General features: G+C 64.5%; 19 protein-coding genes and 1 tRNA gene. 8 read left to right on the plus strand and 12 right to left on the minus strand.

The genetic code is table 11. The features are described from left to right. Nucleotides 1-120 precede the first annotated feature (120 nt). From ACIQT2_RS07290 to xylA, 3 genes are all read right to left on the minus strand, one after another. On the minus strand, nucleotides 121-1,104 hold the full coding sequence (locus ACIQT2_RS07290; RefSeq protein ID WP_400337090.1) for a LacI family DNA-binding transcriptional regulator: 984 nt from the start codon (nucleotides 1,102-1,104) through the stop codon (nucleotides 121-123). Nucleotides 1,105-1,173: 69 nt separating this feature from the next. After that, a complete protein-coding gene (locus tag ACIQT2_RS07295; RefSeq protein WP_402944994.1) occupies nucleotides 1,174-2,604 on the minus strand; it encodes a xylulokinase in 1,431 nt (476 codons plus the stop codon). A gap of 78 nt (nucleotides 2,605-2,682) precedes the next feature. Next, complete coding sequence (xylA, locus tag ACIQT2_RS07300; RefSeq protein WP_400337082.1) at nucleotides 2,683-3,870, minus strand: xylose isomerase; 1,188 nt, start codon at nucleotides 3,868-3,870, stop codon at nucleotides 2,683-2,685. Nucleotides 3,871-4,009: 139 nt separating this feature from the next. On the opposite strand from xylA, the gene ACIQT2_RS07305 reads away from it, so the two are divergent. The 4 genes from ACIQT2_RS07305 to ACIQT2_RS07320 all read left to right on the plus strand — a co-directional run bounded on the left by ACIQT2_RS07305 (nucleotide 4,010) and on the right by ACIQT2_RS07320 (nucleotide 6,884). Further along, nucleotides 4,010-5,227, plus strand: a complete 1,218-nt coding sequence (locus ACIQT2_RS07305; RefSeq protein ID WP_402944997.1) for an ROK family protein — start codon at nucleotides 4,010-4,012, stop codon at nucleotides 5,225-5,227. 80 nt (nucleotides 5,228-5,307) lie between these two features. After that, nucleotides 5,308-6,387 (plus strand): YihY/virulence factor BrkB family protein, encoded by a 1,080-nt coding sequence (locus ACIQT2_RS07310; protein WP_402944999.1) that lies wholly within the window; start codon nucleotides 5,308-5,310, stop codon nucleotides 6,385-6,387. Nucleotides 6,388-6,434: 47 nt separating this feature from the next. Beyond that, nucleotides 6,435-6,629: a hypothetical protein gene (locus ACIQT2_RS07315; RefSeq protein ID WP_402945002.1), complete on the plus strand. Its 195-nt coding sequence runs from the start codon at nucleotides 6,435-6,437 to the stop codon at nucleotides 6,627-6,629. A gap of 24 nt (nucleotides 6,630-6,653) precedes the next feature. Next, a complete protein-coding gene (locus ACIQT2_RS07320; RefSeq protein ID WP_402945005.1) occupies nucleotides 6,654-6,884 on the plus strand; it encodes a hypothetical protein in 231 nt (76 codons plus the stop codon). A gap of 224 nt (nucleotides 6,885-7,108) precedes the next feature. Here the strand turns inward: ACIQT2_RS07320 and ACIQT2_RS07325 are convergent, their stop codons facing one another. From ACIQT2_RS07325 to ACIQT2_RS07335, 3 genes are read right to left on the minus strand one after another with little or no spacing between them, the layout of a single operon-like run. Beyond that, on the minus strand, nucleotides 7,109-7,969 hold the full coding sequence (locus ACIQT2_RS07325) for a sugar phosphate isomerase/epimerase family protein (RefSeq protein ID WP_402945008.1): 861 nt from the start codon (nucleotides 7,967-7,969) through the stop codon (nucleotides 7,109-7,111). Continuing rightward, nucleotides 7,966-9,180, minus strand: coding sequence for a dihydrodipicolinate synthase family protein (locus tag ACIQT2_RS07330; protein WP_402945011.1), 1,215 nt, complete (start codon nucleotides 9,178-9,180; stop codon nucleotides 7,966-7,968). Before ACIQT2_RS07330 ends, ACIQT2_RS07325 begins: the two co-directional genes overlap by 4 nt. After that, complete coding sequence (locus ACIQT2_RS07335; protein WP_397325734.1) at nucleotides 9,180-10,349, minus strand: Gfo/Idh/MocA family protein; 1,170 nt, start codon at nucleotides 10,347-10,349, stop codon at nucleotides 9,180-9,182. The genes ACIQT2_RS07330 and ACIQT2_RS07335 overlap by 1 nt, the downstream gene beginning before the upstream one ends. Before the next feature lie 197 nt (nucleotides 10,350-10,546). On the opposite strand from ACIQT2_RS07335, the gene ACIQT2_RS07340 reads away from it, so the two are divergent. The 3 genes from ACIQT2_RS07340 to ACIQT2_RS07350 all read left to right on the plus strand — a co-directional run bounded on the left by ACIQT2_RS07340 (nucleotide 10,547) and on the right by ACIQT2_RS07350 (nucleotide 13,276). Next, the gene (locus tag ACIQT2_RS07340) at nucleotides 10,547-11,584 is read left to right on the plus strand and encodes a LacI family DNA-binding transcriptional regulator (protein WP_402945015.1); all 1,038 of its coding nucleotides are present in this window, start codon (nucleotides 10,547-10,549) and stop codon (nucleotides 11,582-11,584) included. 81 nt (nucleotides 11,585-11,665) lie between these two features. Beyond that, nucleotides 11,666-12,394: an alpha/beta hydrolase gene (locus ACIQT2_RS07345; protein WP_402945626.1), complete on the plus strand. Its 729-nt coding sequence runs from the start codon at nucleotides 11,666-11,668 to the stop codon at nucleotides 12,392-12,394. 219 nt (nucleotides 12,395-12,613) lie between these two features. Further along, nucleotides 12,614-13,276 carry a hypothetical protein gene (locus ACIQT2_RS07350; RefSeq protein ID WP_402945019.1) on the plus strand — a complete coding sequence of 221 codons (663 nt, stop codon included), beginning with the start codon at nucleotides 12,614-12,616 and terminating at the stop codon, nucleotides 13,274-13,276. 37 nt (nucleotides 13,277-13,313) lie between these two features. Here the strand turns inward: ACIQT2_RS07350 and ACIQT2_RS07355 are convergent, their stop codons facing one another. Further along, nucleotides 13,314-14,087 (minus strand): sugar phosphate isomerase/epimerase family protein, encoded by a 774-nt coding sequence (locus ACIQT2_RS07355; protein ID WP_402945022.1) that lies wholly within the window; start codon nucleotides 14,085-14,087, stop codon nucleotides 13,314-13,316. 66 nt (nucleotides 14,088-14,153) lie between these two features. Then, entirely contained in the window at nucleotides 14,154-15,008 is an 855-nt protein-coding gene (locus tag ACIQT2_RS07360) for a LysR substrate-binding domain-containing protein (protein ID WP_387438184.1), read from the minus strand. Nucleotides 15,009-15,165: 157 nt separating this feature from the next. Between ACIQT2_RS07360 and ACIQT2_RS07365 the strand changes: the two genes are divergently transcribed. After that, a complete protein-coding gene (locus tag ACIQT2_RS07365) occupies nucleotides 15,166-16,566 on the plus strand; it encodes an MFS transporter (protein ID WP_402945025.1) in 1,401 nt (466 codons plus the stop codon). A gap of 31 nt (nucleotides 16,567-16,597) precedes the next feature. Here ACIQT2_RS07365 and ACIQT2_RS07370 read toward each other — a convergent pair whose 3' ends face one another. From ACIQT2_RS07370 to ACIQT2_RS07385, 4 genes are all read right to left on the minus strand, one after another. Then, nucleotides 16,598-17,071 carry a nuclear transport factor 2 family protein gene (locus tag ACIQT2_RS07370; RefSeq protein ID WP_400337064.1) on the minus strand — a complete coding sequence of 158 codons (474 nt, stop codon included), beginning with the start codon at nucleotides 17,069-17,071 and terminating at the stop codon, nucleotides 16,598-16,600. 104 nt (nucleotides 17,072-17,175) lie between these two features. Beyond that, nucleotides 17,176-17,249: transfer RNA gene (locus ACIQT2_RS07375), tRNA-Gly, on the minus strand. A 72-nt stretch (nucleotides 17,250-17,321) separates the two neighbouring features. Continuing rightward, on the minus strand, nucleotides 17,322-18,632 hold the full coding sequence (locus ACIQT2_RS07380; RefSeq protein ID WP_402945027.1) for a D-alanyl-D-alanine carboxypeptidase family protein: 1,311 nt from the start codon (nucleotides 18,630-18,632) through the stop codon (nucleotides 17,322-17,324). Beyond that, a complete protein-coding gene (locus tag ACIQT2_RS07385; RefSeq protein ID WP_402945628.1) occupies nucleotides 18,572-18,838 on the minus strand; it encodes a pentapeptide repeat-containing protein in 267 nt (88 codons plus the stop codon). Before ACIQT2_RS07385 ends, ACIQT2_RS07380 begins: the two co-directional genes overlap by 61 nt. Nucleotides 18,839-18,987: the final 149 nt, after the last annotated feature.

Below are 18,987 nucleotides of genomic sequence, written 5' to 3' on the forward strand. Positions count from 1 at the left end.
CTGAACAACCTCAGAAACCAAACGATTCGAGAACTTCACCACGGCAATCGACACCCTTCAATAATCAGGTGTTGCGATCACCGCATGATTCGAAGAGCTCAAAACGGCATCTACTGCGACTTACATGGGTGGGGCGGCCGTGGTGTCGCGGATGACCATGCGGGGCTTGACCGTGACCGGCGCGCCGGGTTCGCCCGTTTCGAGGCGGTCCAGGAGCAGTCCAATGCAGCGCTGCCCCAATTCCTCGAAGTCCTGGGCCACGGTGGTCAGTGGCGGGATGAAGTACGCCGACTCCGGTTGATCGTCAAAGCCCACAATGCTGATGTCCCCGGGAACCTGAACCCCCGCCTCATGGAAGGCCCTAAGAACGCCCAGGGCCATTTGGTCGTTGGCCACAAACAACGCCGTCACGGATCGCTCGGCTGCGATCTTCAACCCTTCGCGATAGCCGCATTCGGCGCTCCAATCGCCCTCGATCAACACCGAAGGGTCCAAACCGGCGTCGGCAACAGCGTCCCGCCAACCGTCGATGCGTGCCGCGGCGTCGATCCAACCCGACGGCCCGGACAAATGCCCTATGCGTTCATGGCCAAGTTTGGTGAGGTGCTCCACCACCAGCCGGGATCCTTCGCGCTGGTCCACCGTCGCGCCGCTCAGTTGTTTGTCTCCGATGGCCCCGACGGCCACCAGCGGTATGTGGGTGGTGATGTCTTTAAGGACCTCGAAGGTTCCGGGGTGCGGTACCGTCACCACGATGCCGTCGACACCTTGGTCCATGAAGTGCGCAATGGCGTCCCTGATGCTCTCCGGCGTAACGTCCCGCAGCCCGGCGACGCTGACAAAGTAGCCAGCATCACGGGCAGCCTGCTGGAGGCCCAGGAGCGTGTGCGATGGACCGTACTGGGCAAGCTCACTGCCGAGCACGCCGATCGTCTGGGACCTGCGGGTCACTAGGCTTCGTGCCGCGGTGTTGCGGCGATACCCGAGCTCGGTGATTGCCTGCTCCACGCGTTCCCGGGTCTTCGCGCTGACGTTCGGATGGTTGTTGAGCACGCGGGACACGGTCTGGTGGGACACGCCGGCCACGCGCGCAACGTCTTCCATGACGGGAGGACGGTTGGGGGCGGAATGTTCGGTGCTCACCCTGACACGATAGAGCACCGGTGCCGGAGATCAGCCGATGGCTGCTTTCGCGGCGTAGCGGCGATACCTGGCCAGGAACCCAGGGACCGCTCCTGGGGTGGGGGCGGCCAGGTTGATTCCCTCAAGGCGCCACTCGGGCAGGGAGCCGGTGAGTACACCTGCTGCCTGCCGTGCGGCGCCGTCCGCTACGTACTCTCCGGGTTCGGGGACGAACACCGGCATGCCAAAGGCGGCTGCGGCCACCTGTTGGACTGCTTCCGATTGGGCGCCTCCGCCCACCAGGATGATCCGCCGCGCCTCCACGCCTTGCGCCTGCAGAGCCGCCAAGCCGTCGGCGAGGGAACAAACCACGCCCTCGACGGCGGCTCGTGCCACGTTAGCGGGGGTGTAGTTGGAGACTGTGATTCCGTGGAGGGATCCGGTGGCGTCGGGAAGGTTGGGTGTCCGTTCGCCTTCGAAGTAGGGGACGAGGGTCAGGCCCTCGGCTCCCTCGGGTGCGCTGAGTGCCAGGGAACCTAGCTCGGAAAGGCTGACCCCAAGCAACGCGGCGGTGGCGTCGAAAATCCGGGTCGCGTTAAGCGTGCACGCCAGCGGCAGGTAGTGTCCGGTGGCATCGGCGAAGCCGGCCACCAGCCCGCTGTCATCCTTTGCTGGCGTCGCTGAGACAGCGAAGACCGTTCCCGACGTTCCGATTGAAACAACAACATCCCCGACGGCGGCGCTGACGCCCAGTCCTGCTGCGGCGTTGTCTCCTGCGCCGGGTCCTATCAAGGCCCCCGCCGGCGTCTTCCCGGCCGCCTCCAAGGGGCCCGCCACAACGGGCAGCACAGGTACGTGGCCGAGGGTGCCCTTGAGTACCTCTGGCAGGTACGTGCCCTGTTCCGCCGCGTAGTACCCGGTACCCGAGGCATCGGAGCGATCAGTGCGCAGCTGGTCCAAAGACGCTGGGCCAGTCCCGGGTCCGTGGCCTGCCAGCCGCCAGGACAACCAGTCATGTGGCAGGCAGACAGCCGCAACGCGTCGGGCGTTTGCGGGCTCGTTCCGGGCGAGCCAGCGAAGCTTGGTGGCCGTGAGCGAAGCTACTGGCACCGTTCCCGTGAGCGAGGCCCAGTGTGCTGCGCCCGTCGGGGTATCTCCGTTGCCGGCCTCTGTGATCAGTTCCTCGGCATCACGCGCCGAACGTGTGTCGTTCCACAGCAGGGCCGGTCGCACCACGTCCCCGGACTCGTCGAGGCACACCATGCCGTGCTGTTGTCCGCCAACAGCCAAGGCCTCGACGTCTTCCAGTCCGCCGGCCTGCGCAATCGCTTCCTGCAGTGCTGTCCACCAGTGGTCCGGATGCACCTCCGTACCAAGGGGGTGGGAGGCGCGTCCCTGGCGTACCAAGGTGCCCGTTTCCGAGTCACGGATGACTACCTTGCAGGACTGGGTGGAGCTGTCGATCCCGGCGACAAGGGGCATGGAACTTTCCTTTGGGGTGCAGCCGCCGGGTCCGGCACATAATGTCCGGACCCGGCGGCGGGCTGCTGTGGGGTTGGTTTAGCGGGCGCCGAGGAGGTGCTCGATGGCCAGTTGGTTGAGCCGGACGAATGCGAACGAGCGCTCGGCGGCCTTATCGGCGTCGAAGCTCTCGAATGCACTGGAGTCGGCAAGCAGGTCTGCGGTGGTTTCACCCGCTGCCAGGGTGGTCTCGCCGAGCTCGAACACGCCCGAGGTGGCCAGCGCTTCCTGGACTTCGGGATCGGCGCGGAAAGCGAGGGCGCGTTCCTTGAGGAGCAGGTACATGGCCATGTTCGCCTTGGCCGATTCCCAGACGCCGTCGTAGCCATCAGTGCGCGAGGGCTTGTAGTCGAAGTGGCGGGGACCGTCGTACGTGGGCCCACCGTTCGGGAATCCGTTCTCCAAGAGGTCCACGGTGAAGAAAGCGCTGGTGAGGTCGCCATGGCCGAACACCAGGTCTTGGTCGTATTTGATGCCGCGCTGGCCGTTGAGGTCGATGTGGAAAAGCTTGCCCGCCCACAGTGCCTGGGCGATGCCATGGGTGAAGTTCAAACCGGCCATCTGCTCGTGGCCCGTCTCCGGGTTCAGGCCCACGATGTCGCCATGCTCCAGTTGCGCAATGAATGCGAGGCCGTGGCCCACGGTGGGAAGGAAGATGTCACCACGGGGTTCGTTCGGTTTGGGTTCCAGCGCGATGCGCAGGCCATAGCCCTTCTCCTTGATGTAGCCGGCGGCGGTGTCAACGCCCTCCTTCATGCGGTCCAGCGCCGCGGAGAGGTCCTTGGAACCGTCGTACTCGCTGCCTTCCCGCCCGCCCCACATGACGAACGTGTCGGCGCCAAGCTCGGCCGCCAGGTCGATGTTCCGGAGCACCTTGCTCAGGGCGAAGCGGCGGATGGAGCGATCGTTGGAGGTGAAGCCGCCGTCCTTGAAAACGGGGTGGCTGAACAGATTGGTGGTGACCATGGGGACCTTGAGTCCCGTTTCGGCAAGTGCTGCCTTGAAGTTCTTCAGGATCAGGTCCCGCTCTGACGCGGAGGCGTCGAAGGGAACCAGGTCATTGTCATGGAACGTCATGCCGTAGGCGCCGAGGTCACTCAACTTGTGCACGGCTTCCACCGGGTCAAGGGCGGCGCGGGTCGCAACACCGAAGGGGTCCGCGCCGGTCCATCCGACGGTCCAGAGGCCGAAGGTGAAACGGTCCTGAGGGGTGGGCTGCGGGGTCATTCCTGCTCCTTTGCAAAGTGCGTCCTGAGGCGCGGAAGGGAAACACCTCAATTAGTTTTCAATCTGAACTATATGGGCCATAATGGATCATGGTCAATGGAAAGCAGCAAGAAAATCTTCCAAGCCGCGAGGATGGTCCATGTCAGTGAATGAGCAAGCCGCGCCGGGCCGCGTTGGCGATGTCCGCCGTCGTAATCTATCCCTGGTCCTCGACTCGATCGCGAAGACCGGAGATGCCAAGCCCAGCAGGGCGCAATTGGCTGCCGGTACGGGACTCACCAAGGCTGCCGTTTCCAGCCTCGTTGCGGACCTTGTGTATTCGGGCCTGGTTTCCGAGGTGGGCCTGTACCGCGATGGAGAACGTGGCCGTCCCGGCCAGGGCCTGGAACTGAACACCCGCCGCGGCGTGGTCGGCATGGAAATCAACGTGGACTATCTGGCTGTTGGCTTGGTGGACCTCGGCGGAGCGCTTCGATTTACCTCAATGGTCGAATCGCATAACAGGGGACTCGCGCCGGATGCTGTCATGGCCAGGCTGGGTGCGCTCGCGGCGGAAGCTGCGGCAGCAGCCACCAAAGAGGGTGTCGAGATCCTGGGCGGAGGACTTGCGGTCCCCGGGTTGGTTGACGAGCGCAACAACCTGGTCATATCTGCCCCCAATCTCCATTGGGAGCAGGAATACCTGGACCCGGGCGCCCTGCTGGAGGGTGCGCCGCTGGGAGTCCGGCTCTCCAATGAGGCCAACAGTGCCGCGCTGGGGGAGCTTTGGTACGGCGGCGGTGGGCAGGCCGACTTCCTGTACGTCTCGGGTGAAGTTGGTGTGGGTGGTGGCGTGATCATCGGCTCGGAACTGTTCACGGGGCCGGGTGGTTCTGCCGGAGAGCTGGGTCACGTCGTGGTGCATCCCGATGGCCCGCCGTGCTCTTGCGGTGGCGCGGGGTGCCTGGAAACCTTCGCCGGGCAGGAAGCCATCTTTCAGGCGGCGCGGATCCCGGAGGGATCCCTGTCGGAGCGGATGGCGGGACTGGTGGCAGCGTTGGTGTCCAAGGAGCCCAAGGCCAGCAGGGCGGTTCACGACGCCGGGCGTTACTTGGGCGTCGCGCTCGCCTCGTCGGCCAGGCTGATGGACCTTGAAGCCGTTGTCCTGGGCGGTCACTTCGCGGAGTTGGGTGACTGGCTCAAGCCGGCGGTGCTGGAGGGGCTGAACCGACATGCTCCGGGTTTGCTGCAGTCGGCGGACCTTCGCGTCTCGGGTTTGAAACACTCCGGAACCCTGCTGGGTGCGGCGGGCCAAGTGATCCGTTATGTCATCGAATCGCCCCTTGAATTGATCCTTGCGCGAAAGCTGGCCACGTGAGGCTTCCCGAATAATCATCAGTATGCTTAGTATTGATGGGTCAGGTGTTCGCGTTTTCGATCCCCACGAACAGGTGCCTCATGAGTACAGACAAATCAGCACACACCAGCACCGCCAAGGCCGCAACGGCTCCTGCCCCTGATGATTCCCGCAAGCCCGATAGTCCCGATGACCTGGTCAAACCCACGTGGATGTACATCCTCAAACGCACTTTGCGCGAGTTCAACAAAGACCAGTGTCCGGATGCCGCCGCCGGGCTGACCTACTACGCCGTCCTTTCCCTCTTCCCGGCACTGCTCGCGTTGGTATCGCTTCTGGGCATCTTCGGAGACGCGGGCAAGACGACTTCCGCCCTCCTGGATATCGTCCAGAAGTTTGCCCCCGGGCCTGGTGTGGACGCGATGCGGCAGCCAATCGAAGACTTGACCAGGTCCAACTCCGCAGGGTTGGTCCTGGTCTTCGGCATCGTTGTGGGCTTGTGGTCCGCTTCGGGATACACCACGGCCTTCGGAAGAGCAATGAACCGGGTTTACGAAGTGGATGAAGGACGAGGTTTCATCAAGCTGCGGGGAACCATGCTCGCAGTCACGGTCGTGGCAGTGCTGGGCGCCGGCCTGGCCGCTGCGATGTTGGTCCTGAGCGGTCCGGTAGCAGAAGCTGTGGGCGGCGCCATCGGCATGTCCGGAGCGTTCCTCACAGTATGGAACATCGCAAAGTGGCCTGTGCTTATCGCGCTGGTAGTGGTCATCATCGCCGTGCTCTACTACTTCACCCCCAACGTGAAGCAGCCCAAATTCCGCTGGATGAGCCTGGGTTCCTTGATCGCCTTGGTGATCTTTGCCCTCGCATCCCTTGGCTTCGGCTTCTATGTGGCCAACTTCAGCAACTACAACAAGACCTATGGGGCGCTGGCCGGCGTGATCATCATGCTGCTCTGGCTCTGGATCCTCAACATGTCCCTGCTGTTCGGCGCCGAGTTCGACGCCGAGATGGAAAGGGGCCGCCAACTGCAGGCCGGCATCGAAGCCGAAAAGAGCCTGCAACTGCCGCCCCGCGACACAAAACGGAGCGATAAGGCCCAGAAGCAGGAGGAAGAAGATATCCAGCGCGGCATCGAACTCCGCGAGAGCCACAGTGATGAGAATGAGCGGAAAGCATAAGGAGCGGCTTCTTCCGGGACGGCGACGCTCGTGCCATGGTTGGCAGCATGCAGACGGTATTTGAAGCGGCCGGCGGGGAGGATTTCTTCATCTCCTTGGCCAATGCGTGGCACGAGAGAGTGCAATCCGATGAGGTGGTGGGGCATGCGTTCCGCCACGGCGTCCACCCCGAGCACACTAAGCGACTCGCCGCCTACTGGGCCGAGGCACTGGGCGGACCGCCTTCCTACTCGGAGCACTAGGGCGACGAGTCGTTGGTGGTCAGGATGCACAGCGGGAACGGCGAGCACCAGGACATGGACGCCAAGGCGATCGCTTGCTTCGATAGGGCCCTGGACGACGTAGGAGTCAGTACCGGCGAGCTGCGCACTGTGCTCCATGACTACTTCGCCTGGGCCACCGCACATTCCATGGCTGCCTACCCGGACTCGGCACGCGACGTCCCTGCCGGACTGCGCATCCCCACATGGGGTTGGGGCGGTCTGCTTTCCCGCTGAGGCTCCTGCGTCGCCGGGGAGCGGTGTGCCGTCGCCACCTCCTTTGCCAACCAAAGACCCACAGTCGCCCGCTGGATGCGGCGTGTCGCCGAATGCTGAAGCCAATATGGGTCGTAGCCGCACACCCCACGAATGGAAAAGCGGGCCCCTGCCGTGACCTTGGCAGGGACCCGCTGGTTTGGATGTGATCCGTCCGGGATTCCCAGCCGAACGGATCACACGTTTCAGGCGTACGGGAGGACGAGCTCCGCGTAGCGCTGCTTCATGGTTTCCAGGACCGAGTCCCCGTCCGCGTCCCAGATCTCCTGGTTGAAGATTTCAACCTCGATGACGCCCGTGTATCCGGCGTCCCTCACCCAGGTTCCGATGGTCGCGAAGTCGATGACGCCGTCGCCCATCATGCCGCGGGAGAGCAGCGCGTCCGCCGCGATCGGCAGGTTGAAGTCGCACACTTGGTAAGAGGCGATGCGGCCCTCCCGGCCGGCGCGTTCGATCTGGGCCTTCAGCTCCGGATCCCACCACACGTGGAAGGTGTCGACGGCGACGCCGACGGCCTTCGCGTCATAGGGCGCGGCGAGATCCAAGGCCTGGCCGAGCGTGGAGATCAGAGCGCGGTCTGCCGCATACATCGGGTGCAGCGGCTCGAGGACCAAGCGGACACCGTTCTCCGAAGCGAACGGGACCAGTTCCTCGAGGCGGTCAGCTACGCGTTGTCGTGCAGCCACCACGTCCTTTTCGCCCGGAGCAAGCCCGCCCACCACCAGGAACAGCTCCTGGGTGTCCAAGGCGACAGCTTCACGGACGGCCTCGAAGTTGTCCGCCAACGCCGCAGCTTGTCCCTCGGCGTCAGCTGCCGTCAGGAACCCGCCCCGGCACAAGGAGGAGACGCGGAGTCCGGCGTCCTTGATCAGCTTGGCGGCCTTGTCCAGTCCGGCTTCGGCCACGCGGTCGCGCCACGGGCCGATGGCAGGGATGCCGGCGCGGGCGCAACCATCCACGGCTTCGGCCAGCGTCCACTTCTTGGTGGTTGCGCTGTTCAATGACAGCCTGGAAAAGTCCGACAGCCGGGAGAAGTCCGCGCTCATGCGCCCACCCCGTTGATCCGCAGGTAGTCGGACATCCGGAAGGCCGCCAGCGACGGATCCTTCAGCAGGCCTGCCTGGTCTGCCAGCTCGAAGGTCTTGGCCAGGTGCAGGACGGAACGGCCGGAGTGCAGCCCGCCCACCATTTGGAAGCCGGGCTGTTTGCCGTTGAGCCAGGACAGGAACGCGATACCGGTCTTGTAGTAGAACGTCGGTGCGCTGAAGATGTGCTTGCCCAGCTCGCGGGTGGAGTCCAGGATGGCACGCGCCTCGGTGCCGTTGCCGGCGTCGTACTTCTGCAAGGCGACCGAAGCGGCAGGGTAGATGGCCGCGAAGATGCCCAGCAGGGCGTCCGAGTGGTGGGTCGCGTCGCCGTCGATCAGTTCCGGGTAGTTGAAATCGTCGCCGGTGTAGAGGCGGACGCCTTCCGGGAGGTTGGCGCGCAAGGCGACCTCGTGCGAGGCGTCCAGCAGCGAAACCTTGACGCCATCCACCTTGTCCGCGTGTTCGCGGATCAGGCTGAGGAAGGTCTCGGTGGCCACCGACACATCGTCCGAGCCCCAGTACCCGGCCAGCGCGGGATCGAACATGGTGCCCAGCCAGTGCAGGATGACTGGCTGGTCCACTTCCTGCAGGAGGGTGGAGTAGACGTGCAGGTAGTCGTCAGCCCCGGAAGCCACCTTGGCGAGGGCGCGTGAGGCCATAAGGATCATCTTGGGGCCGGCTTCGCTCACGACGGCGATCTGCTCCCGGTAGGCGTCGATCACGGCCTGGATGCCGGCTGCGCCGTCAGGGAGGGCTGCGATGTCCAACTGGTCAGTTCCGGCGCCGCATGAAACGAGGTCCTGGACGGACTTACCGGCGATGGCGGCGTTGCCTGCAGCTACGACGGAAGCAGCCTCGGCGCCCGTGCGCTTGATGAGCTGCTGGGTCGCTGCCCAGTCCAGGCCCATGCCGCGCTGGGCGGTGTCCATGGCGTCGGCAACGCCCAGGCCGTAGGACCAGAGCTCGTGGCGGTAGGCCAGGGTGGCGTCCCAATCCAGCTGTGCCGGTGCGCCGGGAGTGTTGTCCGCAGCGACTTCCGGGATGACGTGGGCCGCGGCGTACGCGCGGCGGGCCGTCAGCGGAGCACTCGGCTTGGCCCACGAGGTGGCGGGTTTGAGGCGGTACTCACGGGTTCCGCCGTCGTCGGTGGGAAGGATGAGTGACGTCATTAGAGGGTGATCTCCGGGATGTCGATGGTGCGGCGCTCGGCCGAGGACTGGAGGCCGAGCTCGGCCAGCTGGACGCCGCGGGCTGCGGAGAGCAGGCCGAAGCGGTGCTCGCGGCCGGCGACGACGTCGCGCAGGAATTCTTCCCACTGCAGCTTGAAGCCGTTGTCCAGCTCCGCGTTGGCCGGGACTTCCTGCCACTGGCTGCGGAAGGACTCGGTGACGGGCAGGTCCGGGTTCCAAACCGGCTTGGGGGTGTGGGCGCGCTGCTGCGCAACGCACTTGTTCAAACCGGCGACAGCGGAACCGTGCGTGCCGTCGATCTGGAACTCAACCAATTCGTCGCGGTAGACACGGACGGCCCAGGAGGAGTTGATCTGGCCGATGACGTCATCGCCGCCCGGGGTTTCGAGTTCGAAGATGCCGTAGGAGGCGTCGTCTGCGGTGGCCTTGTATTCCTTGCCGGCCTCGTCCCAGCGTGCGGGGATGTGCGTGGCGGTCTTGGCGTTGACGCTCTTAACCTTGCCGATGATGCCCTCGAGCACGTAGTTCCAGTGGCAGAACATGTCCGTGGTCATTCCGCCGCCGTCTTCCTTGCGGTAGTTCCAGGACGGACGCTGGGCAGCCTGGACGTCGCCTTCGAAGACCCAGTAGCCAAATTCGCCGCGGATGGACAGGATGCGGCCGAAGAAGCCTTCGTCCACGAGGCGGCGGAGCTTGACCAGGCCGGGGAGGTACAGCTTGTCATGCACGACGCCTGCCGTGACGCCGGCTTCCTTGCCGATCTGGGCCAGTTCGATGGCTTCTTCGAGGGTTTCAGCCGTGGGCTTCTCGGTGAAGATGTGCTTGCCGGCGCGCATGGCCTTCTTGAGGGTGGCTGCGCGGAGGCTGGTCATGGAGGCGTCGAAGACGATATCGACAGTGGGGTCGTTGATCACGGCGTCCAGGTCAGTGGTCCATTCGGAGACCTTGTGGAGCTCGGCGAGTTCACGGATCTTGGCTTCGTTGCGGCCCACCAGGATCGGTTCAACCTGGACCTTGGTGCCGTCTTCAAGGGTGAAGCCGCCGGCGTCGCGGATGGGCAGGATGGACCGCAGCAGGTGCTGGCGGTAGCCCATGCGGCCGGTGATGCCGTTCATGGCGATGCGGATCGTCTTTGTTTCGAAGCCCATGTTCTCTCCAGTGCTTTGGTGTGTTGCCCGCGGCGGAGCGGGAAACCAGTGCGAATACTGTGCGGGAAAGCGCATTCCCATTGCTTCGATGATGCACTATGCCTGCTTAGATTGGCAAGCGCTTTCCCAAAATTGGATGAATCCTGACATAATTTCGTTAGCGCCAGCCCCGACGCTTGCAGACAAGGAGGGTCCCCGTGGCCGCCAGCACACTCAGTGAAGTTGCCCGTTTGGCAGGGGTTTCCCTTGCCACCGCCTCGCGGGTCCTCAACGGCTCATCCCGGAAGCCGGCCGAAGGCATCGCCGAGCGCGTCCGTGAAGCCGCGGACAAGCTCGGCTACGTTCCCAACGCCCAGGCGCAGGCTCTCGCTAAATCCAGCTCCGGCCTGATTGGCTTGATTGTGCACGACATCGCCGATCCCTACTTTTCGGCCATTGCCCGCGGAGTCCAGGAAGCCGCGCGTGAGCAGCACCGCATGGTGCTGCTGGCCAGCACATCAGGATCGCCATCTGACGAGAGGGAGGCCGTTGCCGCCTTCGCTGCACGCCGTGCCGACTCCATCGTCATCGCCGGTTCGCGCTCGGCCCGCCCGGAAGACCAGCAGGGCAACGTTGAACTGGCAGCGGAACTCGACCGCTATTGCCGCAACGGCGGTCACGTGGGAGTAGTGGGTCATTCGATCGTCGGTGCCACCACTGCGGAGGGTTACCACGTGGTTGCGGTCCCCAACGAGGAACTGGCCTCAGGCCTTGCGCGCGAATTGGCGGCTTCCCATGAGGGGGAGTTCCTGATCGTGGCGGGCCCCGACGGTCTGTTTACTTCCGACGATCGCGTTCGCGGCTTCCAGCGCGGTCTCGCTGATTCCGGTCGGACCGCTGCCGAAGTCATCCGCACCGGCTTCAACCGTTCCGGAGGCTATGACGCCGGCTTGGCCCTCGCCGAGCGCATCCAAGGGTCCAAGGACCGACTCTGCATCTTCGCAGTGAACGACGTCATGGCCATCGGCGTCACGGCGGCGCTGCGTTCGGAGGGCGTCTGGATCCCGCGCGATGCGACGATAGCCGGCTTCGATGACATTGAAACCCTGCGCGATTTCCGGCCCGCGCTGTCCACGGTCTACTTGCCGCTGGAGGATATTGGGCGGCTCGCTGCGGGCGGGGGGGAAGGCGGCTCGGTCAATGGTTCCGTCAAGCTTCGCCGGAGCACCGAACTGCCGGCTGACAACCCCGCGTAGCCGTCCATGGACCAAGCAATTCACGACGGCGGCACGGCGGCTTCAGCGGCCGGCGCATCGGCGCCCGCCGAACCGGCGCTTGTGGTGCCTTCCGGGCTGACGGTGGTTCCCGCCGTCGGACCTTCACGGGAGCCAGCACCCGCGATGCTGGTGTTGCCCGGCGGAGGCTATGCGCGGCAGGCCGATCACGAAGCTGAGCCCGTGGCTGAGTGGCTTGCTTCCTTGGGGATCCACGCATTCGTGTTGCGTTACAAGGTGGCGCCGCATCGCCATCCGGAGCCCCTGGCCCATGCCAAGGAGGCCATGCTCTGGATCCGGAACGGGACCCATGGACTGGCGGTGGATCCTTCCAGGGTGGGTGTGCTGGGTTTCTCTGCCGGTGGGCATCTGGCGGGGTCCTTGTCCGTGGGGCTGCGCACCGGCGATCCGTGGCTGGACCAACCTGGCGCCAGGCCGGATTTGAGCGTCCTCTGCTATCCCGTGGTCTCGTTCGTGGATTCGGTGCACCAGGGCTCGGTGGACAACCTGGCCGGGGAGGGCGCGGCGCCGGAACTCCTGGGTGGGTTGTCGCTGGAGCGGCAGGTGGACGGTTGCACACCGCCCGCTTTCCTGTGGCACACCGCGGACGACGAAGCGGTCCCGCTCAGCCACAGCCTTGCCTACACAGGCGCGCTCGCGGGCGCTGGGATTCCGGTTGAGCTGCACGTCTTCCCACGCGGTGTGCACGGCATCGGGCTGGCGCAAGGGACGCCCGGAGCAGAGCAGTGGCCGGGCCTGTGCGCCGCGTGGCTGTCCGGGATGTGGGCTTAGTCCTCGCAGCTGCAACGAGGTCGGCGTGCCCTGAATCTGGGGGTTTCCACAAGCGAAGACGCTGTGATTGCTGCAACGCGAGAACGGCGGCTAGCATGAAAAATGCCACTCCGACGGAGTGGCATTTTCCCAATCTCATTTATCTCCGAGCGTAGGCTTGCGCCCTCAAAACCCGAAGCATGTATCCCCGACAGTACCGAGATGGAGCGGGCCGGTCAAATGCAGTACACCGAGATTCGCAGGGCCATCACGCCGGCGCGGCTGACAGCATTTGACCGGGCGGCCCAGCGAAGGGGCGCCAACCACGACGACGCCATCAAGGTGTACGAATGGAATGCCGAGCTGGCTTCGGCCCTGCTGTTGCCAATGCACTTGTTTGAGGTCGTCCTTCGCAACGCGATCCATGAGGCCCTGACCCTGACGTACCGTGAACGGTGGCCTTGGGACAGCCGTTTTCTGTACAGCGTCCCCCTGAAGCACGGGCGATATGAACCTCGTAAGGATGTCCAGCAAAAGGCCTCTTGGTACCCAACAACCGGCAAAGTTATTCCAGAACTCAAGTTCGTTTTCTGGGAGCAGATGCTTTCCCGCCGCTATGACGTGGCGATTTGGAACCCATTACTAACAACGGTCTTCCCCAATGTGCCCACAGGGGCAGGAACGTCGGCTGCTGCACGAGGGCTTGCAAGGGACGTGGGTGTTGTCAGGGGCATACGGAATCGCGTTGCACACCATGAGCCCATCTTTTCGCAGAACATTACAGAGGTCATCGATGCTATTCACAGGGTCTCAACGTACCGATCCCTGGATGTCGGTGATTGGGTGAAGGCTGCTCACCGCGTGATCCTCGTGCAAGGCCAGTGTCCATCGTGGTACGTCTAGGCCCTCGTCCAAGCCTCGTTCAGACTCACGGTGGGGGCTAGTCCTCGCCCAGCGTGATGCCGTGCAGGAACTCGGCGTCGCTGAGGACATTCCCGGGGAGGTCGTCCGTGACGAACTCCATCATGATGTCCAGGTCCTTGCCGTTGCCGCGGAGCACATCGGACACCGTCTGCCACAGCAGCTTCCGCGCGCGCAACGGATGGCGTTCGGCTTGCGGGCCCCACGAGAAGCAGTGGACGCCAACCACATGCGACAGGACCTGGTGCAGTGACTCCAGCGCCTGCTGGTCGGAAAGCCCGACGGCGGGCTGCCAGTAGGTGCCGACGTTGCCATGGCCGACGCGCTCCAGGAGGCGCAGCGTTGTGGCGGGGGAGTCGGTGAGGGTGTTGCCGTGGTACTCGAAGGCAATGGCAATACCTCGCTCCTCGGCGAGGTCCGCGATGCGGCGCGTGTCGCGGGCCACCGCGTCCCAGTGCTCTTCATTCGCTTCCGCTGAGCCGAGTTCGCCGGCCCAGATGCGGATGCGCGGGGCGCCCAACGCGGAAGCGAGGTCCAGATCCCGTGCAAAGTCTCCGAAGGATCCCGCCCGGTAGTACGAACCCAAGGACAAGACCACGAGGCCCGCTTCTTCGGTGACCGCCTTGGCATGGGCGGCAGAGGCAGCATCGCTGACATGCACATCCGTGCCCCATTCGATCCCGGCGAGTCCGGCCTCCGAGGCGATACTGACCACCTCATCGATGCCCTTGGCCCGGAGGGTGACAGAACAAATACCGGGCGTGAGGTCCGCCAGCAAGGTGAGGTCGATCATTGGTTCAGGATACCGGGAATGCGCTTACCCAAACAGTCTTGGAGTCCATCCGCACACATTCGAACGCTACGTGGACTTGTTCAGCGTCCTGCCCATGATCGCCTGCGTAAGGGCATCGATGACTTCGGCGTTCGCCAGCGGGTTTCGGATCAGTGTGAAGTCAACGTCTCCAACCGGCGGCAGGTCGAAACGCTGCGTGATCACCTTGAGGTCCTCCGGCACCAAGGACGCGGGCATCACGGCCACGCCGATGCCCGCACGAACCGCTGCCAGGACTCCGCTGATCTGCTTGGTGCTGCAGGTGATCCGCCAGGTGCGGCCGGCGGCTTCCAGGGCATCGATAGCCAGTTTGCGGCTGAGGCTGGGTGCGGGGTAGGCAATGAGCGGCACGGGTGCGCCCGGCTCGAGGACGGTCTGTTCCAGGCCAACCCAAGCGAAGTTGTCGTGGCGGACCACGGTGCCGTCCTTGGCTCCGGCCACCCACTTCACGAAGACCAGGTCCAGTTGCCCGGCGTTGAGCCGCTTGTACAGCTGGTCGCTCTGGCTGACGGTCAGTTCGAGGTTGATCTGCGGGTAGAGCTGCCTGAATTCACGAAGGATCCGGGGCAGGCCCGTGATGGCGAGGTCGTCCGCGGTGCCGAAGCGAAGCCGGCCGCGCATGGCAGATCCGGAGAAGTAGCGCGCCGCGGAATCGTGGGCTGCGAGGATGCTGCGGGCAAAGCCGGCCATGGCATCTCCGTTGTCAGTGAGCCGGACTTCGCGGGTGTCGCGGGCCACCAGGATGCGCTTCGCAGCGGTCTCAAGCTTGCGGACGTGCTGGCTCACGGTGGGTTGGGCAAGGCCCAGGCGCTCGGCGGCCTTGGTGAAGCTCAGCGTCTCTGCCACGGCCAAAAAGGAGCGGAGCTGGACTGGTTCAAACAACGGAACTCCTCTGGCATTGGGCGGAATTTCGGCGTCGCGTAGAAGGCATCATTGCATTTCGCAATCCTAGTTATCATCCCGATACGCTTCCACAATTGCTGCTGGCAACCATAGCGTTAAGTCCATCCCACCGAAACTCTCGATCCGAGGACTACTTTTGGCACCCCCACCGCCTTCAGCGGCAAACGTCAGCCAGCCCGTCATCGATTCCCTGTCCGCAGGTCCTTCACCGGAGATCAACCAGCCGGACACCGTCACCCAGCAACTCGCCGTCGTCAGCGAAAAGCTGCCCTGGCGGCACACCTTCATCTCGTTGAAGGTCCCGAACTTCAGGATCTTCGCCATCGGCCACTTCATTGCCGTGATCGCCATCTGGATGCAGCGCATCGCGCAGGACTGGATGGTGCTCCAACTGTCCGGTTCGGTCACCGCCGTCGGAATCACGGTGGCCCTGCAGTTCATGCCTTCGCTGTTCCTTGGCCCCTGGGGCGGCATGATGGCCGACCGCTTCGCCAAGCGGAAAATCCTCATCATCTGCCAGTCGGCCGCAGCGGTCCTGGCCGCAGCCCTGGCGGCGCTTTCCCTCACCCACACGGTCCAGGTGTGGCACGTGTACGTGATCGCACTGGTCCTGGGCTTCGTCACGGTGCTTGACCAGCCTGCACGCCAGGTCTTCGTCAACGAACTCGTCGGCCCCACGTACCTGCGCAACGCCATCAGCGTGAACTCCACTACCTTCCAGTTGGGCGGCCTGATCGGTCCGGCGTTGGCCGGCTGGCTGCTCACTGCCGTGGGTGCGGGCTGGGCCTTCGCCGCGAACGCAGTGGCCTGCTGCTCAACGGTGACCATGCTGATGATCCTCCGCAAGGACCAACTCCACCTCAGCCAGCCGACGCCCCGCAAGAAGGGAATGCTGCGTGAGGGCCTGCAGTACGCCCTCAGCAAGCGCACTATTTACTGGCCATGGCTGATGGCAGGCTTCGTGGCGGTTTTCGCCATGAGCCTGCCGGTGCTTTTGGCGGCTTTCGCGGACCACGTGTACGACGCCGGTGCCGGAGGCTACGGCCTGCTGAACGCCATGGTTGCGCTCGGTGCGCTGACGGGCGCCGTGGCGTCCACCCGGCGCAGGCAGTTGCAGTTGCGGTCGGTGGTCCTTTCGGCAGGACTGTACGGACTGATGCTGGTGCTCTCTTCGATGATGCCCTCCATGGTCTGGTTCAGCGTGGCAATGGTCCTGGCAGGGTTCTGGTGCCTCATGTTCCTGACAGCGGCGAACCAGATGGTCCAGACGAGTTCCAACATGAGTATCCGGGGCCGTGTCATGAGTCTGTACTTGGTGGTCCTCATCGGTGGGCAGGCGATCGGCGGCCCGGTGATGGGCTGGCTTGCCGAACACCTCGGACCCCAGATCGGCATCTTGATCGCCGGCGGTGTTCCGGCGACGGCGGCTGCCGTTGTCGCCGTCGTACTGGCCCGCAAATCATCGCTGCAACTCAAGGTAGACCTGCGCGATCGACGCCGGGTGGTGCGCATCGTGGCGAGGACCCAGCCGGCCTGACGCCCCGCCGCGGCGCCCCGTCCAAGCGGTGTTACTGCGAAGCCGCCTGGACGGGAGCCTCCTGGGGACGTCCGTGGGTGACCCGGTGGCTGACGCGGTCTGCTGTGTCATCGATGCGGACCAAATGTTCCACGGGCTCCATGTAGAAGCGGGCGTTGTTGATGGCGCCCTCTTCCACACCGAAGATGACCACTCCGGTCAGCTCGTGCGGTGTGCCGTCCCGCCACGACCCCTGCATGTGCAGTTCGGTCCACACCTGGCCTGTGGTCACGCTGTGGGACACCATCCGTACCTTGATGTCCGGGACACCGGTGAAGAGCTGTTCCCAATTGGTGCGGATGGTCTCCCGGCCCGTGAACCCCCGGGTGGGGTGGGCCGGAGTTTCATTGACGTAACCCGGCGAGAAGCACTCCGCCAAGGTTTCAAGATCGTGCTTGTTCGTGGCTTCCAGCAGGCGGTGGATGACGGCGAGCGGACCCGCCCCAGCATCGTCGGTGAGAGTCATTGGAGGACCTCCCGGATAGGTGATGTACCTACGATTTTAGGCTCGGGGCTCCACAAGAAAAGACCCTTGGCCGTGCGAAGTGTTCGCATGGCCAAGGGTCTTGCTGGAGCGGGCGACGGGAATCGAACCCGCGTATCGAGCTTGGGAAGCTAGCGCTCTACCATTGAGCTACGCCCGCGTTGCTTCCGCATGAGCCGAAGCGAATCCCAGCTTAGCGCAGTTCCTGGATTGTTCAGGACAAGGCACGCTGCTACTTGAAGAGCTTCAGGCTGTTCCACCCCGAGCCCACCTGGGAGTACGTGGTCCACTGGCCGCGGCCCAGCCCGTAGTTATAGAGGTTGCCCTCCATGGTCTGGGCGGTAACTCCCCGAGTGCCCGCGCCGGTCAGGCCGAAGCTGGGGAGCAGGTTGCGCATGTACTGCCAGCCCGTTCCCACCGTCATGGCCGGCCCGTAGAAGCCCGCCCAGCCATCGCCGCGGTAGTTGATGAGCTTGCCGGAACCGGTGCGGGCCAGGATGTCGTTGGCGCCGTCGCCTTCCCAATCCGCCATGGTCAGCTCCATGCCGTTCCAGCCCTTGCCGATGATCTGCGGACCGCTGAGGGCCCCGCCGAAGGTATTGGGGTAGTAGCGAAGCACGCCGTCCGGGAAGTACCCCACCACGCTGGGCCGCGGGTGCGCGTGGGACCATTTGCCTACCGTGATGGTCATCTGGTCCCAACCACCGTTGCCCACCACGACCTGCCCGGCGAAGCCTCCACCAGGAAGTCCGCGGTAAACGCCGAGGACGCCGTTGTTCCACTGGGCAAGGATGTCGTAGACGCCATCGATGTCCCAGTCCACCACGAAGCCCTGTTTCAGGCCGGTCCAGCCCGAACCGATCTGTACGGGCGCCGCGTAGTTGCCCACCGCCGTCGCCGGGTAGCGCAGGAGCCTTCCGGCGGAGTCGGCGGCGACCAGGTCCGCACCGGACTTGATGCTCGCGCCGGCCGCCGTGTTGCCGGCGAAGTACTGCTCCATGGTGGGGTAGCCGCGCCGGTTCATATCCGTGGCCAACGCGACGCCGACATACCGGAGGTGCCACGGCTCGTAGCTGTAGCCCGTAGTGCCCGTGTAGCCGTTGGGGTACCTGACAATGAAGCCGTACTTGTGGGCGTTCGCGGCCACCCACTTGCCGGCCGCCGTGTCACCGAAGCACGTGCTCAGCCCGCAGGAACCGTTCTGGTTGCCCACGTCCACGGCCAGGCCGGTCTGGTGCTCGCTGTAGCCGGGCCGGGCGGAGATGGTATCTGCGTACGCTTGCCCGTAAATGCTGACGTAGTAGGCGTACACCTGCTGCTGCTGGGCGTAGGATCGGTAGCCGCTCACGATCGAAAGGCCGCCCGTACCGGCATCCGCGGCGCCCTGGAACAGGCCGTTGAGCCACGCAGCGGCCTCAGCACGCAGGAACTGTCCCGAGCCGCGGGCGTTGATGAGGTCTCCGGGCGCATAACTGGCAGGATTCAGGGGCCTGGATTTGTTGACCAGCACCGAGAAGCTGGCGGGATCGCCCACCGGGTCCACGCTGGGGAGCGGGTTGACCGTGGCGGGGACGGCGGTTGGGGCGGATAACGACGCCGGTGCGGACTGCGGCGCGACGGCCGCCTTAAATGCGCCTGCTTGAACTGCGCCTGTTTGAACTGTGCCCGCTTGAACCGTGCCCGCCTGAACCGTGCGCTGCGGTGTCGCGCCGGGAAGCGCTGCTCCCGCCGGCGCGGCGATGGCAACACTGCCGGCCACGGCGATGGCGAGGAAAGCCGCTCCGGCTGCCAGCCGGCGTCGTAGTTTTCCTGCGAAAGTCTGTTGGTCAAAAGCCTGCATTACGCCCCCAAAGTGATTAATAGCAGCCGCAGGAACTCTACCGGGCTTTGCGTGCGGC

The sequence above is a fragment of the Paenarthrobacter sp. NPDC090522 genome, from assembly GCF_044769225.1.
Classification (GTDB): Bacteria; Actinomycetota; Actinomycetes; order Actinomycetales; family Micrococcaceae; genus Arthrobacter.